Annotated in this window: 20 protein-coding genes; 12 read left to right on the forward strand and 8 right to left on the reverse strand. The window is 59.4% G+C overall.

Translation table 11 applies throughout. The features are described from left to right. Positions 1–120: 120 nt before the first annotated feature. From waaA to coaD, 3 genes are read left to right on the forward strand one after another with little or no spacing between them, the layout of a single operon-like run. Positions 121–1,398 (forward strand): lipid IV(A) 3-deoxy-D-manno-octulosonic acid transferase, encoded by a 1,278-nt coding sequence (gene waaA, locus J0F90_RS23950; protein WP_016929685.1) that lies wholly within the window; start codon positions 121–123, stop codon positions 1,396–1,398. After that, positions 1,399–2,172, forward strand: coding sequence for a glycosyltransferase family 2 protein (locus J0F90_RS23955; RefSeq protein WP_033639126.1), 774 nt, complete (start codon positions 1,399–1,401; stop codon positions 2,170–2,172). A gap of 3 nt (positions 2,173–2,175) precedes the next feature. Further along, positions 2,176–2,661, forward strand: a complete 486-nt coding sequence (gene coaD, locus J0F90_RS23960) for a pantetheine-phosphate adenylyltransferase (protein ID WP_004931181.1) — start codon at positions 2,176–2,178, stop codon at positions 2,659–2,661. 3 nt (positions 2,662–2,664) lie between these two features. On the opposite strand, the gene mutM is transcribed toward coaD, so the two are convergent. The 4 genes from mutM to radC form a co-directional block, all read right to left on the reverse strand. After that, positions 2,665–3,480 carry a bifunctional DNA-formamidopyrimidine glycosylase/DNA-(apurinic or apyrimidinic site) lyase gene (gene mutM, locus J0F90_RS23965; RefSeq protein WP_033639125.1) on the reverse strand — a complete coding sequence of 272 codons (816 nt, stop codon included), beginning with the start codon at positions 3,478–3,480 and terminating at the stop codon, positions 2,665–2,667. Positions 3,481–3,561: 81 nt separating this feature from the next. Beyond that, a complete protein-coding gene (gene rpmG, locus J0F90_RS23970) occupies positions 3,562–3,729 on the reverse strand; it encodes a 50S ribosomal protein L33 (RefSeq protein WP_002442576.1) in 168 nt (55 codons plus the stop codon). An 11-nt stretch (positions 3,730–3,740) separates the two neighbouring features. Continuing rightward, a complete protein-coding gene (rpmB, locus tag J0F90_RS23975; RefSeq protein ID WP_004931195.1) occupies positions 3,741–3,977 on the reverse strand; it encodes a 50S ribosomal protein L28 in 237 nt (78 codons plus the stop codon). A gap of 262 nt (positions 3,978–4,239) precedes the next feature. Then, positions 4,240–4,923, reverse strand: a complete 684-nt coding sequence (radC, locus tag J0F90_RS23980) for a RadC family protein (RefSeq protein WP_016929682.1) — start codon at positions 4,921–4,923, stop codon at positions 4,240–4,242. A 183-nt stretch (positions 4,924–5,106) separates the two neighbouring features. Between radC and coaBC the strand changes: the two genes are divergently transcribed. The 3 genes from coaBC (at position 5,107) to slmA (ending at position 7,607) form a co-directional block, all read left to right on the forward strand. Next, positions 5,107–6,324, forward strand: coding sequence for a bifunctional phosphopantothenoylcysteine decarboxylase/phosphopantothenate--cysteine ligase CoaBC (coaBC, locus tag J0F90_RS23985; protein ID WP_033641334.1), 1,218 nt, complete (start codon positions 5,107–5,109; stop codon positions 6,322–6,324). Beyond that, complete coding sequence (gene dut, locus J0F90_RS23990; protein WP_016929680.1) at positions 6,302–6,760, forward strand: dUTP diphosphatase; 459 nt, start codon at positions 6,302–6,304, stop codon at positions 6,758–6,760. Before coaBC ends, dut begins: the two co-directional genes overlap by 23 nt. A gap of 250 nt (positions 6,761–7,010) precedes the next feature. Continuing rightward, a complete protein-coding gene (gene slmA, locus J0F90_RS23995) occupies positions 7,011–7,607 on the forward strand; it encodes a nucleoid occlusion factor SlmA (RefSeq protein ID WP_025304700.1) in 597 nt (198 codons plus the stop codon). A gap of 31 nt (positions 7,608–7,638) precedes the next feature. Here the strand turns inward: slmA and pyrE are convergent, their stop codons facing one another. Beyond that, positions 7,639–8,280: an orotate phosphoribosyltransferase gene (gene pyrE, locus J0F90_RS24000; RefSeq protein WP_004931204.1), complete on the reverse strand. Its 642-nt coding sequence runs from the start codon at positions 8,278–8,280 to the stop codon at positions 7,639–7,641. Positions 8,281–8,376: 96 nt separating this feature from the next. Continuing rightward, the gene (gene rph, locus J0F90_RS24005) at positions 8,377–9,093 is read right to left on the reverse strand and encodes a ribonuclease PH (protein ID WP_025160305.1); all 717 of its coding nucleotides are present in this window, start codon (positions 9,091–9,093) and stop codon (positions 8,377–8,379) included. A 126-nt stretch (positions 9,094–9,219) separates the two neighbouring features. On the opposite strand from rph, the gene J0F90_RS24010 reads away from it, so the two are divergent. Then, positions 9,220–10,083, forward strand: coding sequence for a YicC/YloC family endoribonuclease (locus J0F90_RS24010; protein WP_015379441.1), 864 nt, complete (start codon positions 9,220–9,222; stop codon positions 10,081–10,083). Between the two features lie 55 nt (positions 10,084–10,138). Here J0F90_RS24010 and J0F90_RS24015 read toward each other — a convergent pair whose 3' ends face one another. Next, positions 10,139–10,528 (reverse strand): hypothetical protein, encoded by a 390-nt coding sequence (locus J0F90_RS24015; RefSeq protein WP_033639124.1) that lies wholly within the window; start codon positions 10,526–10,528, stop codon positions 10,139–10,141. 371 nt (positions 10,529–10,899) lie between these two features. Between J0F90_RS24015 and J0F90_RS24020 the strand changes: the two genes are divergently transcribed. Further along, on the forward strand, positions 10,900–12,084 hold the full coding sequence (locus J0F90_RS24020) for a NupC/NupG family nucleoside CNT transporter (protein ID WP_004931212.1): 1,185 nt from the start codon (positions 10,900–10,902) through the stop codon (positions 12,082–12,084). Between the two features lie 34 nt (positions 12,085–12,118). On the opposite strand, the gene J0F90_RS24025 is transcribed toward J0F90_RS24020, so the two are convergent. Continuing rightward, positions 12,119–12,553 (reverse strand): DUF3574 domain-containing protein, encoded by a 435-nt coding sequence (locus tag J0F90_RS24025; RefSeq protein WP_033639123.1) that lies wholly within the window; start codon positions 12,551–12,553, stop codon positions 12,119–12,121. A gap of 253 nt (positions 12,554–12,806) precedes the next feature. On the opposite strand from J0F90_RS24025, the gene J0F90_RS24030 reads away from it, so the two are divergent. The 4 genes from J0F90_RS24030 (at position 12,807) to spoT (ending at position 16,718) form a co-directional block, all read left to right on the forward strand. Beyond that, positions 12,807–13,424: a trimeric intracellular cation channel family protein gene (locus J0F90_RS24030; protein ID WP_025304704.1), complete on the forward strand. Its 618-nt coding sequence runs from the start codon at positions 12,807–12,809 to the stop codon at positions 13,422–13,424. Between the two features lie 210 nt (positions 13,425–13,634). Further along, entirely contained in the window at positions 13,635–14,258 is a 624-nt protein-coding gene (gene gmk, locus J0F90_RS24035) for a guanylate kinase (RefSeq protein WP_004931218.1), read from the forward strand. 54 nt (positions 14,259–14,312) lie between these two features. Beyond that, positions 14,313–14,588, forward strand: coding sequence for a DNA-directed RNA polymerase subunit omega (gene rpoZ / locus J0F90_RS24040; RefSeq protein WP_004931221.1), 276 nt, complete (start codon positions 14,313–14,315; stop codon positions 14,586–14,588). 18 nt (positions 14,589–14,606) lie between these two features. Next, positions 14,607–16,718 (forward strand): bifunctional GTP diphosphokinase/guanosine-3',5'-bis pyrophosphate 3'-pyrophosphohydrolase, encoded by a 2,112-nt coding sequence (spoT, locus tag J0F90_RS24045; RefSeq protein WP_015379445.1) that lies wholly within the window; start codon positions 14,607–14,609, stop codon positions 16,716–16,718. Positions 16,719–16,722 lie beyond the last annotated feature (4 nt).

The following is a 16,722-nucleotide window of genomic DNA, read 5'->3' on the forward strand; positions in this document are numbered from 1 at the left end:
GCCTATCGGCGAAATCGCTCGCCGGTTGTCTGAAACTGACACCCAAGGTTACCAAATTAGCGCCTTTCCCTTCCAGTTATGGTACTATTCCGAATAACCCATATAAATGAAATTGATAGAATGTTGCTGCGTTTATATCAGGTACTACTCTACCTCATCCAACCCCTGATCTGGCTCCGCTTACTGCTGCGCAGCCGCAAAGCTCCAGCCTACCGTAAACGCTGGGCGGAACGCTATGGCTTCTGCGCCGGGAAAGTCGTGCCGGGCGGCATCATGCTGCATTCCGTCTCCGTCGGCGAAACGCTGGCGGCCATCCCGCTGGTGCGGGCGCTGCGCCATCGTTACCCCGCTTTGCCGATAACTGTGACCACAATGACCCCGACAGGTTCAGAACGCGTCCAGTCCGCTTTCGGCAAAGACGTGCATCATGTCTATCTGCCCTACGATCTGCCCGGTTCCATGAACCGCTTCCTCGACCAGGTGAATCCCAAGCTGGTGATCATCATGGAAACCGAGCTGTGGCCTAACCTGATCAACGCGCTGCATCAGCGGCAAATCCCCCTGGTGATCGCCAATGCGCGCCTGTCGGCCCGCTCCGCCGCCGGCTATAAGAAAATTGGCGGATTCATGCGCGATATGCTGCGCCGCATTACGCTGATCGCCGCACAGAACCAGGAAGACGGCGATCGGTTTATCGAACTGGGCCTGAAACGCTCGCAGCTGGCCGTAACCGGCAGCCTGAAATTCGATATCTCCGTCACCCCGGAACTGGCCGCCCGCGCCGTTACGCTGCGCCGCCAATGGGCGCCGCGCCGCCCGGTGTGGATCGCCACCAGCACCCATGACGGTGAAGAAACCATCCTGCTGGAAGCGCACCGCAAGCTGCTGGAAAAACACCCCGACCTGCTGCTGATCCTGGTGCCGCGTCACCCGGAACGCTTCCCGACCGCCAAGGAGCTGGTGCAGAAAGCCGGCTTCAGCTACACCCTGCGCAGCAGCGGCGAAATCCCGTCTGGCAGCACCCAAGTGGTGATCGGCGATACCATGGGCGAACTGATGCTGCTGTACGGCATCGCCGATCTGGCCTTTGTCGGCGGCAGCCTGGTGGAACGCGGCGGGCACAACCCGCTGGAAGCCGCCGCGCACGCCATCCCGGTGCTGATGGGCCCGCATACCTTCAACTTTAAAGACATCTGCGCCAAGCTCTCGCAGGCCGAAGGCCTGATCACCGTGGCCGACGTGGATTCGCTGGTGAAGGAAGTGGAAACCCTGTTGACTGACGAAGATTACCGTCGCTACTACGGCCGCCATGCGGTGGAAGTGCTGTATCAGAATCAGGGAGCGTTGCAGCGCCTGCTGCAGCTGCTTGAACCGCATCTGCCGCCCCGGAGCCACTGAATGAGCAGCCGCAAAAGCCTGTCGGTGGTGATGATCGCCAAAAACGAAGCCGGGCTGTTGCCGGACTGTCTGCGCTCGGTCGAGTGGGCCGATGAAATCATCGTGCTGGACTCCGGCAGCGAGGACGACAGCGTCGCCGTCGCCGAAAGCCTGGGCGCCAAAGTCTTCACGCACACCGACTGGCAAGGATTCGGCAAGCAGCGTCAGCTGGCGCAAAGCTACGCCAGCCATGACTACGTTTTGATGATCGACGCCGACGAACGCGTCACGCCCGAACTGCGGCAATCCATCGAACGGGTGTTGAACGCACCGGACGACGGCGCCGTCTACAGCTGTGCGCGGCGCAACCTGTTCCTTGGCCGCTTCATGCGCCACAGCGGCTGGTATCCCGACCGCGTCAACCGCCTGTACGCCAACCCACGCTATCGCTACAACGACGATCTGGTGCACGAGTCGCTGAACATCGGCGACGCCAAAGTCATCCCCCTCAGCGGCGATATGCTGCACCTGACCTGCCGCGACCTCTTCGCCTTCCAGCGCAAACAGCTGCGCTATGCCGAAGAGTGGGCCACACAGCGTCATCGAGCCGGCAAGCGTTGCGGCTATCTGTCTATCCTGACCCACACGCTCGGCGCCTTCGTCAAAACCTGGCTGCTGCGCGCCGGCTTCCTGGATGGCAAACAGGGGTTGCTGTTGGCGGTGGTCAACGCGCAATATACCTTCAATAAATATGCCGCATTATGGGCATTGGGCCGCAACTACTCAGAGAAGTGAATCATGACCAGCAAAGCCATCTATCCCGGGACGTTCGATCCCATGACCAACGGCCACCTGGATTTAGTGACGCGCGCGTCGCTGATGTTCGATCACGTGATTCTGGCCATCGCCGCCAGCCCAAGCAAAAAGCCGCTGTTTAGCCTGGATGAGCGCGTGGCGTTGGCGACGCAGGTCACCTCGCATCTGGACAATGTGGAAGTACTGGGCTTCAGCGAGCTGATGGCGCACTTTGCCGCTCACCAGAATGCCAACATCCTGGTGCGCGGCCTGCGTGCGGTGTCTGACTTTGAATACGAACTGCAGCTGGCGAACATGAACCGCCATTTGATGCCGACGCTGGAAAGCGTGTTCCTGATGCCTTCCGAAGAGTGGTCGTTCATCTCCTCCTCACTGGTGAAGGAGGTCGCGCGTCACGGCGGCGATATTGCGCCTTTCCTGCCTGATGTGGTTACGCAAGCGCTGATGGCGAAGCTCGCCGCCGAGTGATGCTCAGCGCTGGCAGCGCCGGCAAAAGAAGGTGCTGCGCTGCCCGTGCTTGGCGGATTCGATCGGCGTGCCGCACGCGCGGCAAGGTTCTCCCGCCCGCCCGTAAACCTGCAACTCCTGCGCGAAATACCCCGGTTTGCCGTCCGACTGCAAAAAGTCGCGCAATGTCGTGCCACCCTGCTCGATAGAGCGCTGCAACACCGTCTTGATGGTCTTCGCCAGCAGTTCCGCTTCGGCTTTGCTCAACGATCCCGCCGGACGATCGGGCAGGATCCCGGCGCTGAACAGCGATTCGCTGGCGTAAATGTTACCGACGCCGACCACCAGCTTGTTATCCATCAGCCACGGTTTGATCAGCGTGCGCTTATTGCGTGATTTTTCATACAGGTAGTCGCCGTTGAACGCTTCGCTCAGCGGTTCCGGCCCCAGATGCGCCAACACGCTGCTGGTCGCCAAGTCTTCGCACCACAGCCAGGCGCCGAAACGGCGCGGATCGGTATAGCGCAGGATCATGCCGTTGCTGATCACCAGATCGACGTGGTCGTGTTTGCCGGCCTCGTCTTCGTTTTCCTCGCGCAGCATGCGCAGGCTGCCCGACATGCCCAGGTGCACGATAATCCAACCGTTCTCCAGCTCGATCAGCAGGTATTTGGCCCGGCGCTGCACGCTGAGCACCGGCCGATCGCTCAGCGTCAGGATCTGTTCGGAAACCGGCCAGCGCAGGCGCGCGTTGCGCACCACCGCATACTGAATGCTGTGGCCGACAAGATAAGGCTCTATACCGCGTCTGCTCGTCTCAACTTCCGGTAATTCAGGCATCTGGCTTCCCCTCCGACGTTTTCTACCCTTTATAAAACAAAAAACCCGGCCAAGGCCGGGTTTTTCATTAATCCACTAAAATTATTTAATTTTAGCTTCTTTGTATACTACGTGCTGACGGACAACTGGATCGAATTTCTTCAGTTCCAATTTTTCCGGCTTAGTACGCTTGTTCTTCGTGGTGGTATAGAAGTGACCAGTACCAGCAGAAGAAACCAGCTTGATCTTCTCGCGAACACCTTTAGCCATGATTCAGTTCCTTAATACTTCTCACCACGGGCACGCAGATCGGCCAGAACCGTCTCAATACCCTTCTTATCGATAACACGCATACCTTTAGCAGATACACGCAGAGTTACAAAGCGCTTCTCAGCCTCAACCCAAAAACGGTGTGAGTGCAGGTTAGGCAGAAAACGGCGTTTGGTCGCGTTCATTGCGTGGGAACGGTTGTTACCGCTCACCGGGCGCTTGCCAGTAACTTGGCAGACTCGGGACATGTCTATTCTCCAAAAATCAAATCAGCTCGAGCTTCGTATAGGGTATGGCCGCCTCGTCAGGCTTTTAGAGCCCATCTCAGCAAACTTCATACTGAGGAGACTCTCGTCATCAGGTAGAAACCACACATCAGGTCAGAAACCTGCTGAGATAGGCTCTTGCGCCAAACCCAAGATTCTCAAAGGTGGCGTAGTATACGCTCTGAAGCGTAAGTGCTCAAGTCCCGAACAGCTAAAGATCCCACAAGGATCGCGAAAAAATCGCTTAAAGCCATCCGCGCTCGGCAAAAGAGACGCATTCACCCCGACCGATCACCAAATGATCAAGCACTCGGATCTCCAATAACTGACAGGCTTTCACCACCTGTTCCGTTATTAAACGGTCGGCATGACTGGGTTCAGCCTTACCCGAAGGGTGATTATGCGCGAGAATCAGCGCGGCGGCATTAGCCTTCAACGCTTCACGCACAATTTCTCTCGGGTAGACGACGACGCTGCTGATGGTACCAGCAAACATCTCCTGATGGCGAATAACCCGGTGCTGATTGTCTAAAAACAATACCAAAAAGACCTCTCGCTCGCGATGCGCCAGCAGGCTTTGCAGATAATGCTGGGTGACGCGCGGATTGAGCATGGCGTTTTCCTGCGACAAATGGCTGGAAAAGAAGCGCAGCGCCAGCTCGGCAATCGCCTGCAGCTGCGTATAGCTGGCGTCGCCCAGGCCTTTTTGACTGCAAAACGCCTGATGATCGGCCGACATCAGGTGGTAAAGCGAGCCGAACCGGCGCAGCAGCTGCTCCGCCAGCTGCATCACGTGCACGCCGGGCAACCCGGTGCGCAAGAAAATGGCTAACAGCTCCGCGTCGGACAGCGCCGCGGCCCCCTGCATCAACAGCTTTTCACGCGGCGCCAGCGCGCCCGGCCAGCACGCCACAGTCGGGTTGCTCATCGTGTTCCTCCCTGAAAGGGCTACAGCATGCCACGCGCCGCCCGGCGCGTTCGACAGGTGTTTGATAACATTGCGAAGTGTTTCGCAAAGCACAATGTAACGCCCTGCAGCCATTGCGGAATCACTCACCTGAACGGCGGATATGCTAAAATGGCGCATCTTTCGGCTTTCAATCGGACAATGATGATGACGGGACTTTCCGGCAAACATATTGTGCTTGGCATCAGCGGCGGCATCGCCGCCTACAAATGCCCAGAGCTGGTGCGCCGCCTGCGCGACAGGGGCGCAGAAGTGCGCGTGGTGATGACCCACGCCGCCAAGGCGTTCATTACGCCGCTGACGCTGCAGGCCGTTTCCGGCCACCCGGTGTCCGACGATCTGTTGGATCCCGCCGCCGAGGCCGCCATGGGCCACATCGAACTCGGCAAATGGGCGGATCTGGTGATTCTGGCGCCGGCGACCGCCGATCTGCTGGCGCGCGTCGCCGCCGGCATGGCCAACGATCTGCTGACCACCGTCTGCCTGGCGACCGACGCCCCCATCGCCGCCGCCCCCGCCATGAACCAGCAGATGTATCGCGCCGCCGCCACGCAGGCCAACCTGCAAACGCTGCAGGCGCGCGGCATGCTGCTCTGGGGGCCGGACAGCGGCAGCCAGGCCTGCGGCGACGTCGGCCCGGGCCGCATGCTGGATCCGCTGGACATCGTCGAGCTGGCGAACGGTCATTTCTCCGCCCCGCAGGATCTGCAACATTTGCAGGTTATGATCACCGCCGGCCCGACGCGCGAAGCGCTGGATCCGGTGCGTTTCATCAGCAATCACAGCTCCGGCAAAATGGGCTTCGCCATCGCCCGCGCCGCCGCCGCCCGCGGCGCGCAGGTGACGCTGATCGCCGGGCCGGTGAGCCTGCCGACGCCGCCGAGGGTCGCACGCGTGGACGTCACCAGCGCGCTGGAGATGGAACAGGCGGTGCAACAGCGCGCCGCGCAGCAGCAGATTTTCATCTCCTGCGCCGCCGTGGCTGACTACCGTCCCGAGCGGATCGCCGATGAAAAAATAAAAAAACAGGGTGATGAAATCGTCCTCAAGATGGTAAAAAACCCCGATATCGTCGCCGGCGTGGCGGCGATGACCAAAAATCGACCGTTTGTCGTGGGGTTTGCCGCCGAAACCCAGAATGTGGAAGAATACGCGCGGCAAAAACTGGCGCGTAAGAAGCTGGATTTGATTTGCGCTAACGATGTTTCGCTTGCAGAGCACGGGTTCAACAGCGACACCAATGCCCTGCACCTTTTTTGGCAGGATGGAGAAAAGCGCCTGGCGCTGAGCGACAAGGCACTCCTTGGCCAACGTTTAATAGACGAGATAGTCAGCCGTTATGATGAAAAAAATCGACGTTAAGATCCTCGACCCGCGCATCGGTCAGGATTTCCCGCTACCGACCTACGCTACGCCGGGCTCCGCCGGTCTCGACCTGCGCGCCTGTCTGGATAGCGCGGTAGAGCTGGCGCCGGGTGAAACCACGCTGCTGCCTACTGGCCTCGCGATCCACATCGCCGACGCCGGCCTGGCGGCGGTGATCCTGCCGCGCTCAGGCCTGGGCCATAAGCACGGCGTCGTGCTGGGCAACCTGGTCGGCCTGATCGACTCCGATTATCAGGGCCAGCTGATGGTGTCCGTTTGGAACCGCGGCCAGAAGCACTTCACCATCGAGCCGGGCGAACGCATCGCGCAGATGGTCTTCGTGCCGGTGGTGCAGGCCGAATTCAACCTGGTGGAAGAGTTCGACAGCAGCGAACGCGGCGAAGGCGGCTTCGGCCACTCGGGGCGCCACTAAGCGCCACCCAATGCACGAGGGCCGGCAGGGAAACGTCGCCTGAACCTTGCTTTCCGGGGAGAGGGATGTCTCTGCGGCAAGGTTTTACCGCGACAATTGCAGCGCACACCAGGCAGCGCGGAAAAAGGCCGTTAAGGCCGCTGACCCCAGCATCGTAAAAAAGCTATCACATAAGCCGCACAGAGCCTGCTCTGCAGCGGCCGGTGCCCGGGTTTCCGTCAGTTAAGTTTTAGCAAGGGTCTAATCAGACATGGCAGAAAAAGAAAATACGAAAAGGAATCGGCGCGAGGAAATATTGCAGGCGTTAGCCCAGATGCTGGAATCCAGCGACGGCAGCCAACGCATCACCACCGCCAAGCTCGCCGCAAACGTGGGTGTTTCTGAAGCTGCGCTGTACCGGCATTTCCCCAGCAAGACACGGATGTTCGACAGTCTGATCGAGTTTATCGAAGACAGCCTGATCACCCGCATCAACCTGATCTTGCAGGACGAGAAAGAAACGTTCAATCGTCTGCGCCTGATTTTACTGCTGATTCTGGGCTTTGCGGAACGCAACCCGGGGCTGACGCGCATCATGACAGGCCACGCGCTGATGTTTGAACAGGATCGCCTGCAGGGCCGCATCAACCAACTGTTCGAACGCATCGAGGCGCAGCTGCGTCAGGTGCTGAAAGAGCGCAAATTGCGCGAAGGCAAAGGCTTTATCGTCGATGAAACGCTGTTGGCCAGCCAGCTGCTGGCCTTCTGCGAAGGCATGTTGTCGCGCTATGTGCGTTCGGAATTCCGCTATCGCCCCACACAGGAATTCGACGCCCGCTGGCCGCTGTTGGCGGCACAGCTGCAATAACGAACACGCCGGGCATGCCCGGCGTTGTTATTTATACCCCGTACTGCTCGCGGTAAGCGCGCACCGCCGCCAGGTGGTCCGCCATCTCCGGTTTCTCTTCCAGATAGGCGATCAGATCCTTCAGCGTGACGATTGAAATCACCTTGCAGTGATAGTCGCGCTCCACTTCCTGAATGGCGGAGATATCCGCGCGGCCGCGTTCCTGACGGTCGAGGGAGATCAGCACGCCCGCCAGCGAAGCGCCGCTGGCGCCGATGATTTCCATCGATTCGCGGATCGCGGTGCCGGCGGTGATCACATCGTCCACCAGCATCACGCGCCCCTGCAGCGGGCTGCCCACCAGCGAACCGCCTTCGCCGTGCGTCTTGGCCTCCTTGCGGTTAAAGCAGTAAGGCACATCGCGCTCATGGTGTTCCGCCAGCGCCACCGCCGTGGTGGTGGCGATAGGAATTCCTTTATAGGCCGGGCCAAACAGCAGATCGAAATCGATGCCGGAATCCATCAGGGCTTCGGCGTAGAAGCGCCCCAACAGCGCAAGATCGCGCCCGGTATTAAACAGGCCGGCGTTGAAGAAATACGGGCTGGTGCGGCCGGATTTCAGGGTGAACTCGCCGAATTTCAATACCTGCTTGTTAAGCGCGAACTCGATAAACTGGCGCTGATAGGCTTTCATTACTGCTTCTCCTCGTCTGAATCTGCTTGGGTCTTGTCATTACTGCCGCCCGATCGCCGGGCATAAAAAAGGCGACTTCTCAGTCGCCTTGAAAAATCAGTCCGCCAGCGCCGCTTTCTGCGCCTGGAAGATGGTTTCGATGCCCCCTCGGGCCAACGCCAACAGCGCCAACAGCTCATCGTGGCTGAACGGCTCGCCTTCGGCGGTGCCCTGCACTTCAATCATGCGGCCGTCTTCCATCATCACTACGTTCATGTCGGTTTCCGCCGCGGAATCTTCCACATACTCCAGATCGCACAGCGCTTCGCCATTGACGATGCCGACGGAAACCGCCGCCACCATGCCCTTCATCGGATTGGCTTTCAGCTTGCCGTTGGCCACCAGCGTGTTCAGCGCGTCGGCCAGCGCCACGCAGGCGCCGGAGATGGAAGCGGTGCGGGTGCCGCCGTCGGCCTGCAGTACGTCGCAGTCGAGGGTGATGGTGAATTCACCGAGCTTTTTCAGATCCACTGCGGCGCGCAGCGAGCGAGCGATCAGGCGCTGGATCTCCAGCGTGCGGCCACCCTGTTTGCCTTTGGCGGCTTCACGGGCGTTGCGGCTGTGGGTGGAGCGCGGCAGCATGCCGTACTCGGCGGTGATCCAACCTTGCCCCTGGCCTTTCAGGAAGCGCGGAACGCCCTCTTCTACCGTGGCGGTGCACAAGACTTTGGTATCGCCAAACTCAACCAGCACTGAACCTTCAGCGTGTTTGGTATAGTGACGGGTCAGTGTCAGGGGGCGAACTTGCTGTGGTGCTCTGCCTGCAGGACGCATGGGCTCTCTCCGGCTTCAAATCAACTATTGGCTGCGCATTATACGGGCTTCGTGACGTAATGCCTATCCTGCCCGCAGCCGCGACGCTATAATCGCCCCATCTTTTCCTATTACGGGTACGCATCAATGATCCGCAGCATGACCGCCTACGCCCGGCGTGAAATCAAGGGTGAATGGGGCAGCGCAGCCTGGGAGCTGCGTTCCGTTAACCAGCGCTACTTAGAAACCTACATCCGCCTGCCGGAACAATTCCGCAGCCTGGAGCCGGTGATCCGTGAACGTATCCGTGGCCGCCTGACCCGCGGCAAAGTCGAATGCAACCTGCGTTTCGAACTGGATCCAAGCGCGCAAAGCTCGCTGATCCTGAACGAAAAACTGGCCAAACAGCTGGTCGAAGCCGCCAACTGGGTGAAAATGCAGAGCGACGAAGGGGAAATCAACCCGATCGACGTGCTGCGCTGGCCGGGCGTGATGTCCGCGCAGGAGCAGGATCTGGACGCCATCAGCGCCGAGCTGATGCAGGCGCTGGACGGCGCGCTGGATGACTTTATCGTCGCACGCGAAAGCGAAGGCGCCGCACTGAAAACGCTGATCGAACAGCGCCTCGACGGCGTCAGCGCCGAAGTGGTTAAAGTGCGCGCCCAGATGCCGAACATCCTGCAATGGCAGCGCGAGCGCCTGGTCAGCAAGCTGGAAGAGGCGCAGGTGCAGCTGGAAAACACCCGCCTGGAGCAAGAGCTGGTGCTGATGGCGCAGCGCATCGACGTCGCCGAAGAGCTGGATCGTCTGGAAGCGCACGTGAAAGAGACGCACAACATCCTGAAAAAGAAAGAAGCCGTCGGCCGCCGCCTCGACTTTATGATGCAGGAGTTCAACCGCGAATCGAACACCCTGGCCTCCAAGTCGATCAATGCCGACGTCACCGCCTCCGCCATCGAGCTGAAGGTGCTGATCGAGCAGATGCGCGAGCAGATCCAGAACATCGAGTGATCCCGCTCCGCACGCCATCAAGCCCGCGTCAAGCGGGCTTTTTTATGGCTGCAGATCAGCGATAGGCGGCCGCCTGCTCTTCCTCCATCAGCCCCATTTTCTGCAGCTGCACCGCAATGCTCCAGGTTGAGCGCTCAAACTCATCACTCAGCGCTTCCAGCGTCGCCCCGGCCGCATGGCTCTCACGCAGCCGCAGTTTTTCTTCTTCCGGCCAGGGGAAGTAGGCATTGGCCGGCCGGCCCTCGGCCAGATTCTTCTGCCGCTTCTCCTCCGGCGTCAACCTGGCTTTTTTCTGCAGTTCGGATTCACCGTCGAACTCGCTGGCCAACGCGAACAGCAGCCGGATAGCCTCCGGCGCGCAGGCCGCTGAAGCCGGTTTCAACAGCTCGCCGGTGTCGGGATTAACGCCGTTGGCCAGCGCCCTGAGCAACATGCCGGTATTCATCGTTCGCCTCCTGGTTTGAGAAAATGCGCGCCAGTCGCGGCGCCTTGCCCAAACATGTTTCTCCGCCTTAGCCGAGAAAACCACATTTTGCGCCGGGAAAAATCCCCCATTGCGAGCCAGATTCCAGGCGCCTGAACCTGCGGGACGGTGGTTGCATCAGGCTGCGAGCCGGCAGGCATCATGGAAGACAGCCCACTAAGGCACTTCGGGGGCTTATGAAAAACTGCCGAGCAGCGCGTGCGGATGACAATCGGCAAGATATCCCGCATGCCATAAGTATTTTGTTCTAATTATCACGCAAGGTAATGAAAGGACGGCGATGCTGTGGCTAAATGTGTTTTTTTCCTGCCCGTGAACCGTACGGACCGTTTATGCCACAAATTCTGCAATTTATTATGGCCCTGGTGGTGATCATCGCCCTGGCGCTGCTGGTCAGCAATAATCGCAAGAAAATCCGCCTGCGCTATATCATCCAGCTGTTAGTGATCGAAGGCGCGCTGGCCTACTTCTTCCTGCACTCCGCCAGCGGGCTCAGCGTGATCAAGCACGTCGCCGGCTTCTTCGACACCCTGCTCGCCTACGCCGCCCAAGGGTCGGAGTTCGTGTTCGGCGGCATGAGCAAGGATGGCCTGGCGTTTATCTTCCTCGGCGTTTTGTGCCCTATCATCTTTATTTCCGCCCTGATCGGCATTTTGCAGCATTTCCGCATCCTGCCGCTGATCATCCGTCTGGTGGGCACCCTGCTGTCCAAGGTCAACGGCATGGGCAAGCTGGAATCGTTCAACGCCGTCAGCACGCTGGTGCTGGGGCAGTCAGAGAACTTCATCGCCTACAAGGGCATCATCGGCGACATCTCGCCGCGCCGCATGTACACCATGGCCGCGACCGCCATGTCGACGGTTTCGCTCTCCATCGTCGGCGCCTACATGTCGATGATCGACGCGCAGTACGTGGTGGCGGCATTGATCCTTAATATGTTCAGCACCTTCATCATCCTGTCGATCATCAACCCGTATCAGGTCGAAGACGAGCCGGAGCTGAAGCTGAACAAACTGCATGAAGATCAGAGCTTCTTCGAAATGCTGGGCGAGTACATTCTGGCCGGCTTCAAGATTGCGATGATCATCGCGGCGATGCTGATCGGCTTTATCGCGCTGATCTCCGCCGTCAATGCGCTGTTCTCCGCGGTGCTTGGCATCAGCTTCCAGCAGATCCTCGGCTATGTGTTCTATCCGCTGGCCTGGCTGATCGGCATCCCGGCGGAGGAGGCCCTGAAGGCGGGCAGCATCATGGCGACCAAACTGGTGGCCAACGAATTCGTGGCGATGATTGAGCTGAAGAAGATCGCGGCGGAGCTGTCGCCGCGCGGGTTGGGCATTCTGTCGGTGTTCCTGGTGTCGTTCGCCAACTTCGCCTCCATCGGCATCGTCGCCGGCGCCATCAAGGGGCTGAACGAGCAGCAAGGCAACGTGGTTTCCCGTTTTGGCCTGAAGCTGGTTTACGGCTCGACGCTGGTGAGCCTGTTGTCGGCGGCCATCGCCGGCCTGGTGCTGTAATCCCCACTCCCGGCCACAGGGCCGGGAGTTCGTTTTAAAACGCCACGCACACCGGCGCATCCACCCGCATCACCGAATCCTGCGCAAACTGCTGCTTATAACCGCTGCGCAGCGCCTCGATATTCGCCTCGCTCTCTTTGCCCGGCGCATGGATCAACAGCAGCGCCTTGCTGTTCTCGCGCGCCAGCTTGCCGTCGTGGCCCAGCCACTGGCCTTTGGCATCAAACACCGTCAGCCCGTCTTTAAAGCGCGGCGTCACCTGGCTATCGACGAAGGTTTGCCACTCGGTGGCGGTGATCGCCGGCCCCGCAGGGCGGTTCAGGCCGAAGTAGAGCGTTGTTTGCACCAGCGGATCTCCGGTGCGGCAAACCGGGGCGGGTGACGTTGCCTGGTGGCCTGGCGCCACGCAGCCGCTCAGCAGCAGGGCGGCCACCACGGCGCCGGCGGCCAGTCTCGGGGAGTTTTTCATCTGCAGTCTCGGTTTCTCGGTTGAAGGATTAGCTGCAAAAAGCATAGTCAGCGATGGAAATCAGCGCGAAATTTCTAATGCTTTTATCAACATCCAGATGTTAAAAAAGGCTGTTTATCGGCAATAAAAACGGAATTTGGATTAGCTAAATTAATCCGAAACGCCATCGGTGAAAAAAACTCAGTGGCGCGCGTCCTCGGCGGCAATTACCCTGCCGGCCATCATTCTGACGCAAGTACGCTGTGAATCCCTTATGTTACTGAGCATCCTTTATATCATCGGCATCACCGCCGAAGCCATGACCGGCGCGCTGGCGGCCGGCCGCCGCCAAATGGACATGTTCGGCGTGATCATCATCGCCTCTGTCACCGCAATCGGCGGCGGGTCGGTGCGCGATATGTTGCTCGGGCATTTTCCATTGGGCTGGGTCAAACACCCGGAATACATCGTCATCGTCGCGATAGCGGCGATCGTCACCACCTGGGTGGCTCCCCTGATGCGCCATCTGCGCCGCCTGTTCCTGGTGCTCGACGCCGTCGGACTGATCGTTTTCTCGATCATCGGCGCCCAGGTGGCGCTGGATATGGGGCACAGCGCGATTATCGCCGCCATCGCCGCAGTGATCACCGGCGTCTTCGGCGGGGTGCTGCGCGATATGTTCTGCAACCGTATCCCGCTGGTTTTCCAGAAAGAGATCTACGCCGGCATCTCCTTCAGCGCCGCCTGGCTGTATATCGGCCTGCAGCACCTCAGCCTGCCGCACAATCTGGTGGTGATCCTCACGCTGGTCGCTGGCCTGAGCGCGCGTCTGATCGCCCTGCGCTTCCGCCTCGGTCTGCCGGTGTTCAACTACCAGCATCCGGATCACTGATCCCGGGGCGGCAGCGCGCCGCCGCTGGGCCAAAACCGCCAAAATGTCGCTCTTCAGCGCGCATATTCGCTCATTCGACGCTTTTTCCGCGCAAAGCCACGGGCAAAATGCGAGCTAACGCTGCACCCGGCGCGTTAGCCGTGTATACTGTGCGGAGAAAATACACATCCGCTGTTTTTGGCATATCAACCGTTATCAACGAACATCATCATGGCTCAAGGCACGCTTTATATTGTCTCTGCTCCCAGTGGCGCAGGTAAATCAAGTCTGATTCAGGCTTTGTTAAAGACGCAACCGCTGTACGACACGCAGGTTTCGGTTTCGCACACCACGCGCGACAGCCGCCCGGGTGAAAATCACGGCGAGCACTATTTCTTCGTCTCGAAAGACGAATTCCGCCGGATGATCGAGCAGGATGCGTTTCTTGAGCACGCCGAAGTGTTCGGCAACTATTACGGCACCTCGCGCGCCGCCATCGAACAAGTGTTGGCGACCGGCGTAGACGTGTTTCTGGATATCGACTGGCAGGGCGCGCAGCAAATCCGCGCCAAAATGCCGCAGGCGCGCAGCATCTTCATTCTGCCGCCGTCGAAGGAGGAATTGGGCCGTCGCCTGCGGGGGCGCGGGCAGGACTCCGAAGAGGTGATCGCCAAACGCATGGCTCAGGCCGTGGCGGAAATGACGCATTACGCGGAGTACGATTACCTGATCGTGAACGATGACTTCGATCTGGCGCTGTCCGATCTGAAGACCATCATTCGCGCCGAACGCCTGCGTTTGGGCCGCCAGTTGCTGCGGCATGACGCTTTAATCAGCAAACTATTGGCAGACTGAAGGCAGTTTCAGTATCATGCCCAGTCTTTTCGTCACCTGTGGAGTAGCACAAATATGGCACGCGTAACTGTTCAAGACGCTGTAGAGAAAATTGGTAACCGTTTTGACCTGGTGTTGGTCGCTGCTCGTCGGGCGCGTCAGATCCAGACCGGCGGCAAAGATGCACTGGTTCCGGAAGAGAACGACAAGTACACCGTTATCGCCCTGCGCGAAATCGAAGAAGGCCTGATCACCAGCCAGATCCTCGACGTGCGTGAGCGCCAGGAGCAGCAAGAGCAGGAAGCCGCAGAGATTCAAGCGGTTACCGCGATTGCTGAAGGTCGTCGTTAATTAGACAGCGAGTCCGCCTTGTACCTGTTTGAAAGCCTGAATCTGCTGATTCAACGTTACCTGCCCGAGGAGCAGATTAAGCGCCTCAAACAGGCATACCTCGTCGCGCGCGACGCGCACGAGGGCCAGACACGCTCCAGCGGTGAGCCCTACATTACTCACCCGGTCGCCGTGGCCTGCATCCTGGCGGAAATGCGTCTCGACCACGAGACGCTGATGGCGGCGTTGTTGCACGACGTCATCGAAGACACCCCGGCCACCTATCAAGATATGGAACAGCTGTTCGGCAAGAGCGTCGCCGAACTGGTTGAGGGCGTCTCCAAGCTCGACAAACTGAAGTTCCAGGACAAGAAAGAAGCGCAGGCGGAAAACTTCCGCAAGATGATCATGGCGATGGTGCAGGATATCCGCGTCGTGCTGATCAAGCTGGCCGACCGTACGCACAACATGCGCACCCTCGGTTCGCTGCGCCCCGACAAACGCCGGCGCATCGCGCGTGAAACCCTGGAAATCTACAGCCCCCTCGCCCACCGTCTGGGTATTCATCACCTGAAAACCGAGCTGGAAGAGCTGGGCTTCGAGGCGCTGTACCCAAACCGCTATCGCGTGATCAAGGAAGTGGTGAAAGCCGCGCGCGGCAATCGCAAAGAGATGATTCAAAAAATCCTCTCCGAGATCGAAGGGCGGCTGACCGAGGCCGGCATCGCCTGCCGCGTCAGCGGAAGGGAAAAACACCTTTACTCCATCTACCTCAAGATGCACCTGAAAGAACAGCGTTTCCATTCCATCATGGATATCTACGCGTTCCGGGTGATCGTAAAAGAGGTCGATACCTGCTACCGCGTGCTCGGCCAGGTGCACAGCCTGTATAAACCGCGCCCGGGGCGGGTGAAAGATTACATCGCCATTCCCAAGGCCAACGGCTATCAATCGCTGCATACCTCGCTGATCGGCCCGCACGGCGTGCCGGTCGAAGTGCAGATCCGCACCGAAGACATGGACCAGATGGCTGAGATGGGGGTGGCCGCGCACTGGGCTTACAAGGAAAGAGAACAGGGCGAAACCGGCACTACGGCGCAGATCCGCGCCCAGCGCTGGATGCAAAGCCTGCTGGAGCTGCAGCAAAGCGCCGGCAGTTCGTTTGAATTTATCGAGAGCGTCAAATCCGATCTGTTCCCGGATGAGATTTACGTTTTCACCCCGGAAGGCCGCATCGTCGAGCTGCCCGCCGGCGCCACGCCGGTCGACTTCGCCTATGCGGTGCATACCGATATCGGCCATGCCTGCGTCGGCGCGCGCGTCGATCGTCAGCCGTACCCGCTGTCGCAGTCGCTGACCAGCGGCCAGACCGTCGAGATCATCACCGCGCCGGGCGCGCGGCCCAACGCCGCCTGGTTGAACTTCGTGGTCAGCTCGAAAGCGCGCGCCAAAATTCGCCAGATGCTGAAGAACCTCAAGCGCGACGACTCCGTCGGCCTCGGCCGCCGTCTGCTCAACCATGCGCTGGGCGGCAGCCGCAAGCTGGCCGAAATTCCGCAGGAAAACATTCAGCACGAACTGGACCGCATGAAGCTGGCGACGCTGGACGATCTGCTGGCGGAAATCGGCCTGGGCAACGCCATGAGCGTGGTGGTGGCGAAGAACCTGCAGGGCGATCAGTCCAGCCTGGGCACCACCTCCGGCGTGCGCAACCTGGCCATCAAGGGCGCCGACGGCGTGTTGATCACCTTCGCCAAGTGCTGCCGTCCGATTCCGGGCGACCCGATTATCGCTCACGTCAGTCCGGGCAAAGGGCTGGTGATCCACCATGAATCTTGCCGCAATATTCGCGGCTATCAGAAAGAGCCTGAGAAGTTCATGGCGGTCGAGTGGGATAAAGAGACCGAGCAGGAGTTCATCGCCGAGATCAAGGTGGATATGTTTAACCACCAGGGCGCGCTGGCCAACCTGACGGCGGCGATCAACGCGGCCGAGTCCAATATTCAGAGCCTGAACACCGAAGAGAAAGACGGTCGGGTTTATAGCGCCTTTATCCGCTTGACCACCCGCGATCGCATCCATTTGGCAAACATTATGCGTAAAATCCGTATCATGCCGGATGTGATCAAAGTTAACCGCAACCGAAACTAGCGCT

This window comes from Serratia marcescens subsp. marcescens ATCC 13880 (genome assembly GCF_017299535.1).
GTDB lineage: Bacteria > Pseudomonadota > Gammaproteobacteria > Enterobacterales > Enterobacteriaceae > Serratia > Serratia marcescens.

Coding starts and splice junctions, on each gene's coding strand:
- mutM (WP_033639125.1), bottom strand. CDS start 3,480: ATGCCTGAATTACCGGAAGTTGAGACGAGCAGACGCGGTATAGAGCCT.
- pyrE (WP_004931204.1), bottom strand. CDS start 8,280: ATGAAAGCCTATCAGCGCCAGTTTATCGAGTTCGCGCTTAACAAGCAG.
- J0F90_RS24025 (WP_033639123.1), bottom strand. CDS start 12,553: ATGAAAAACTCCCCGAGACTGGCCGCCGGCGCCGTGGTGGCCGCCCTG.
- waaA (WP_016929685.1), top strand. CDS start 121: ATGTTGCTGCGTTTATATCAGGTACTACTCTACCTCATCCAACCCCTG.
- slmA (WP_025304700.1), top strand. CDS start 7,011: ATGGCAGAAAAAGAAAATACGAAAAGGAATCGGCGCGAGGAAATATTG.
- rpmB (WP_004931195.1), bottom strand. CDS start 3,977: ATGTCCCGAGTCTGCCAAGTTACTGGCAAGCGCCCGGTGAGCGGTAAC.
- rph (WP_025160305.1), bottom strand. CDS start 9,093: ATGCGTCCTGCAGGCAGAGCACCACAGCAAGTTCGCCCCCTGACACTG.
- J0F90_RS24020 (WP_004931212.1), top strand. CDS start 10,900: ATGCCACAAATTCTGCAATTTATTATGGCCCTGGTGGTGATCATCGCC.
- gmk (WP_004931218.1), top strand. CDS start 13,635: ATGGCTCAAGGCACGCTTTATATTGTCTCTGCTCCCAGTGGCGCAGGT.
- coaD (WP_004931181.1), top strand. CDS start 2,176: ATGACCAGCAAAGCCATCTATCCCGGGACGTTCGATCCCATGACCAAC.
- radC (WP_016929682.1), bottom strand. CDS start 4,923: ATGAGCAACCCGACTGTGGCGTGCTGGCCGGGCGCGCTGGCGCCGCGT.
- dut (WP_016929680.1), top strand. CDS start 6,302: ATGATGAAAAAAATCGACGTTAAGATCCTCGACCCGCGCATCGGTCAG.
- rpmG (WP_002442576.1), bottom strand. CDS start 3,729: ATGGCTAAAGGTGTTCGCGAGAAGATCAAGCTGGTTTCTTCTGCTGGT.
- coaBC (WP_033641334.1), top strand. CDS start 5,107: ATGATGACGGGACTTTCCGGCAAACATATTGTGCTTGGCATCAGCGGC.
- rpoZ (WP_004931221.1), top strand. CDS start 14,313: ATGGCACGCGTAACTGTTCAAGACGCTGTAGAGAAAATTGGTAACCGT.
- J0F90_RS23955 (WP_033639126.1), top strand. CDS start 1,399: ATGAGCAGCCGCAAAAGCCTGTCGGTGGTGATGATCGCCAAAAACGAA.
- J0F90_RS24030 (WP_025304704.1), top strand. CDS start 12,807: ATGTTACTGAGCATCCTTTATATCATCGGCATCACCGCCGAAGCCATG.
- J0F90_RS24015 (WP_033639124.1), bottom strand. CDS start 10,528: ATGAATACCGGCATGTTGCTCAGGGCGCTGGCCAACGGCGTTAATCCC.
- J0F90_RS24010 (WP_015379441.1), top strand. CDS start 9,220: ATGATCCGCAGCATGACCGCCTACGCCCGGCGTGAAATCAAGGGTGAA.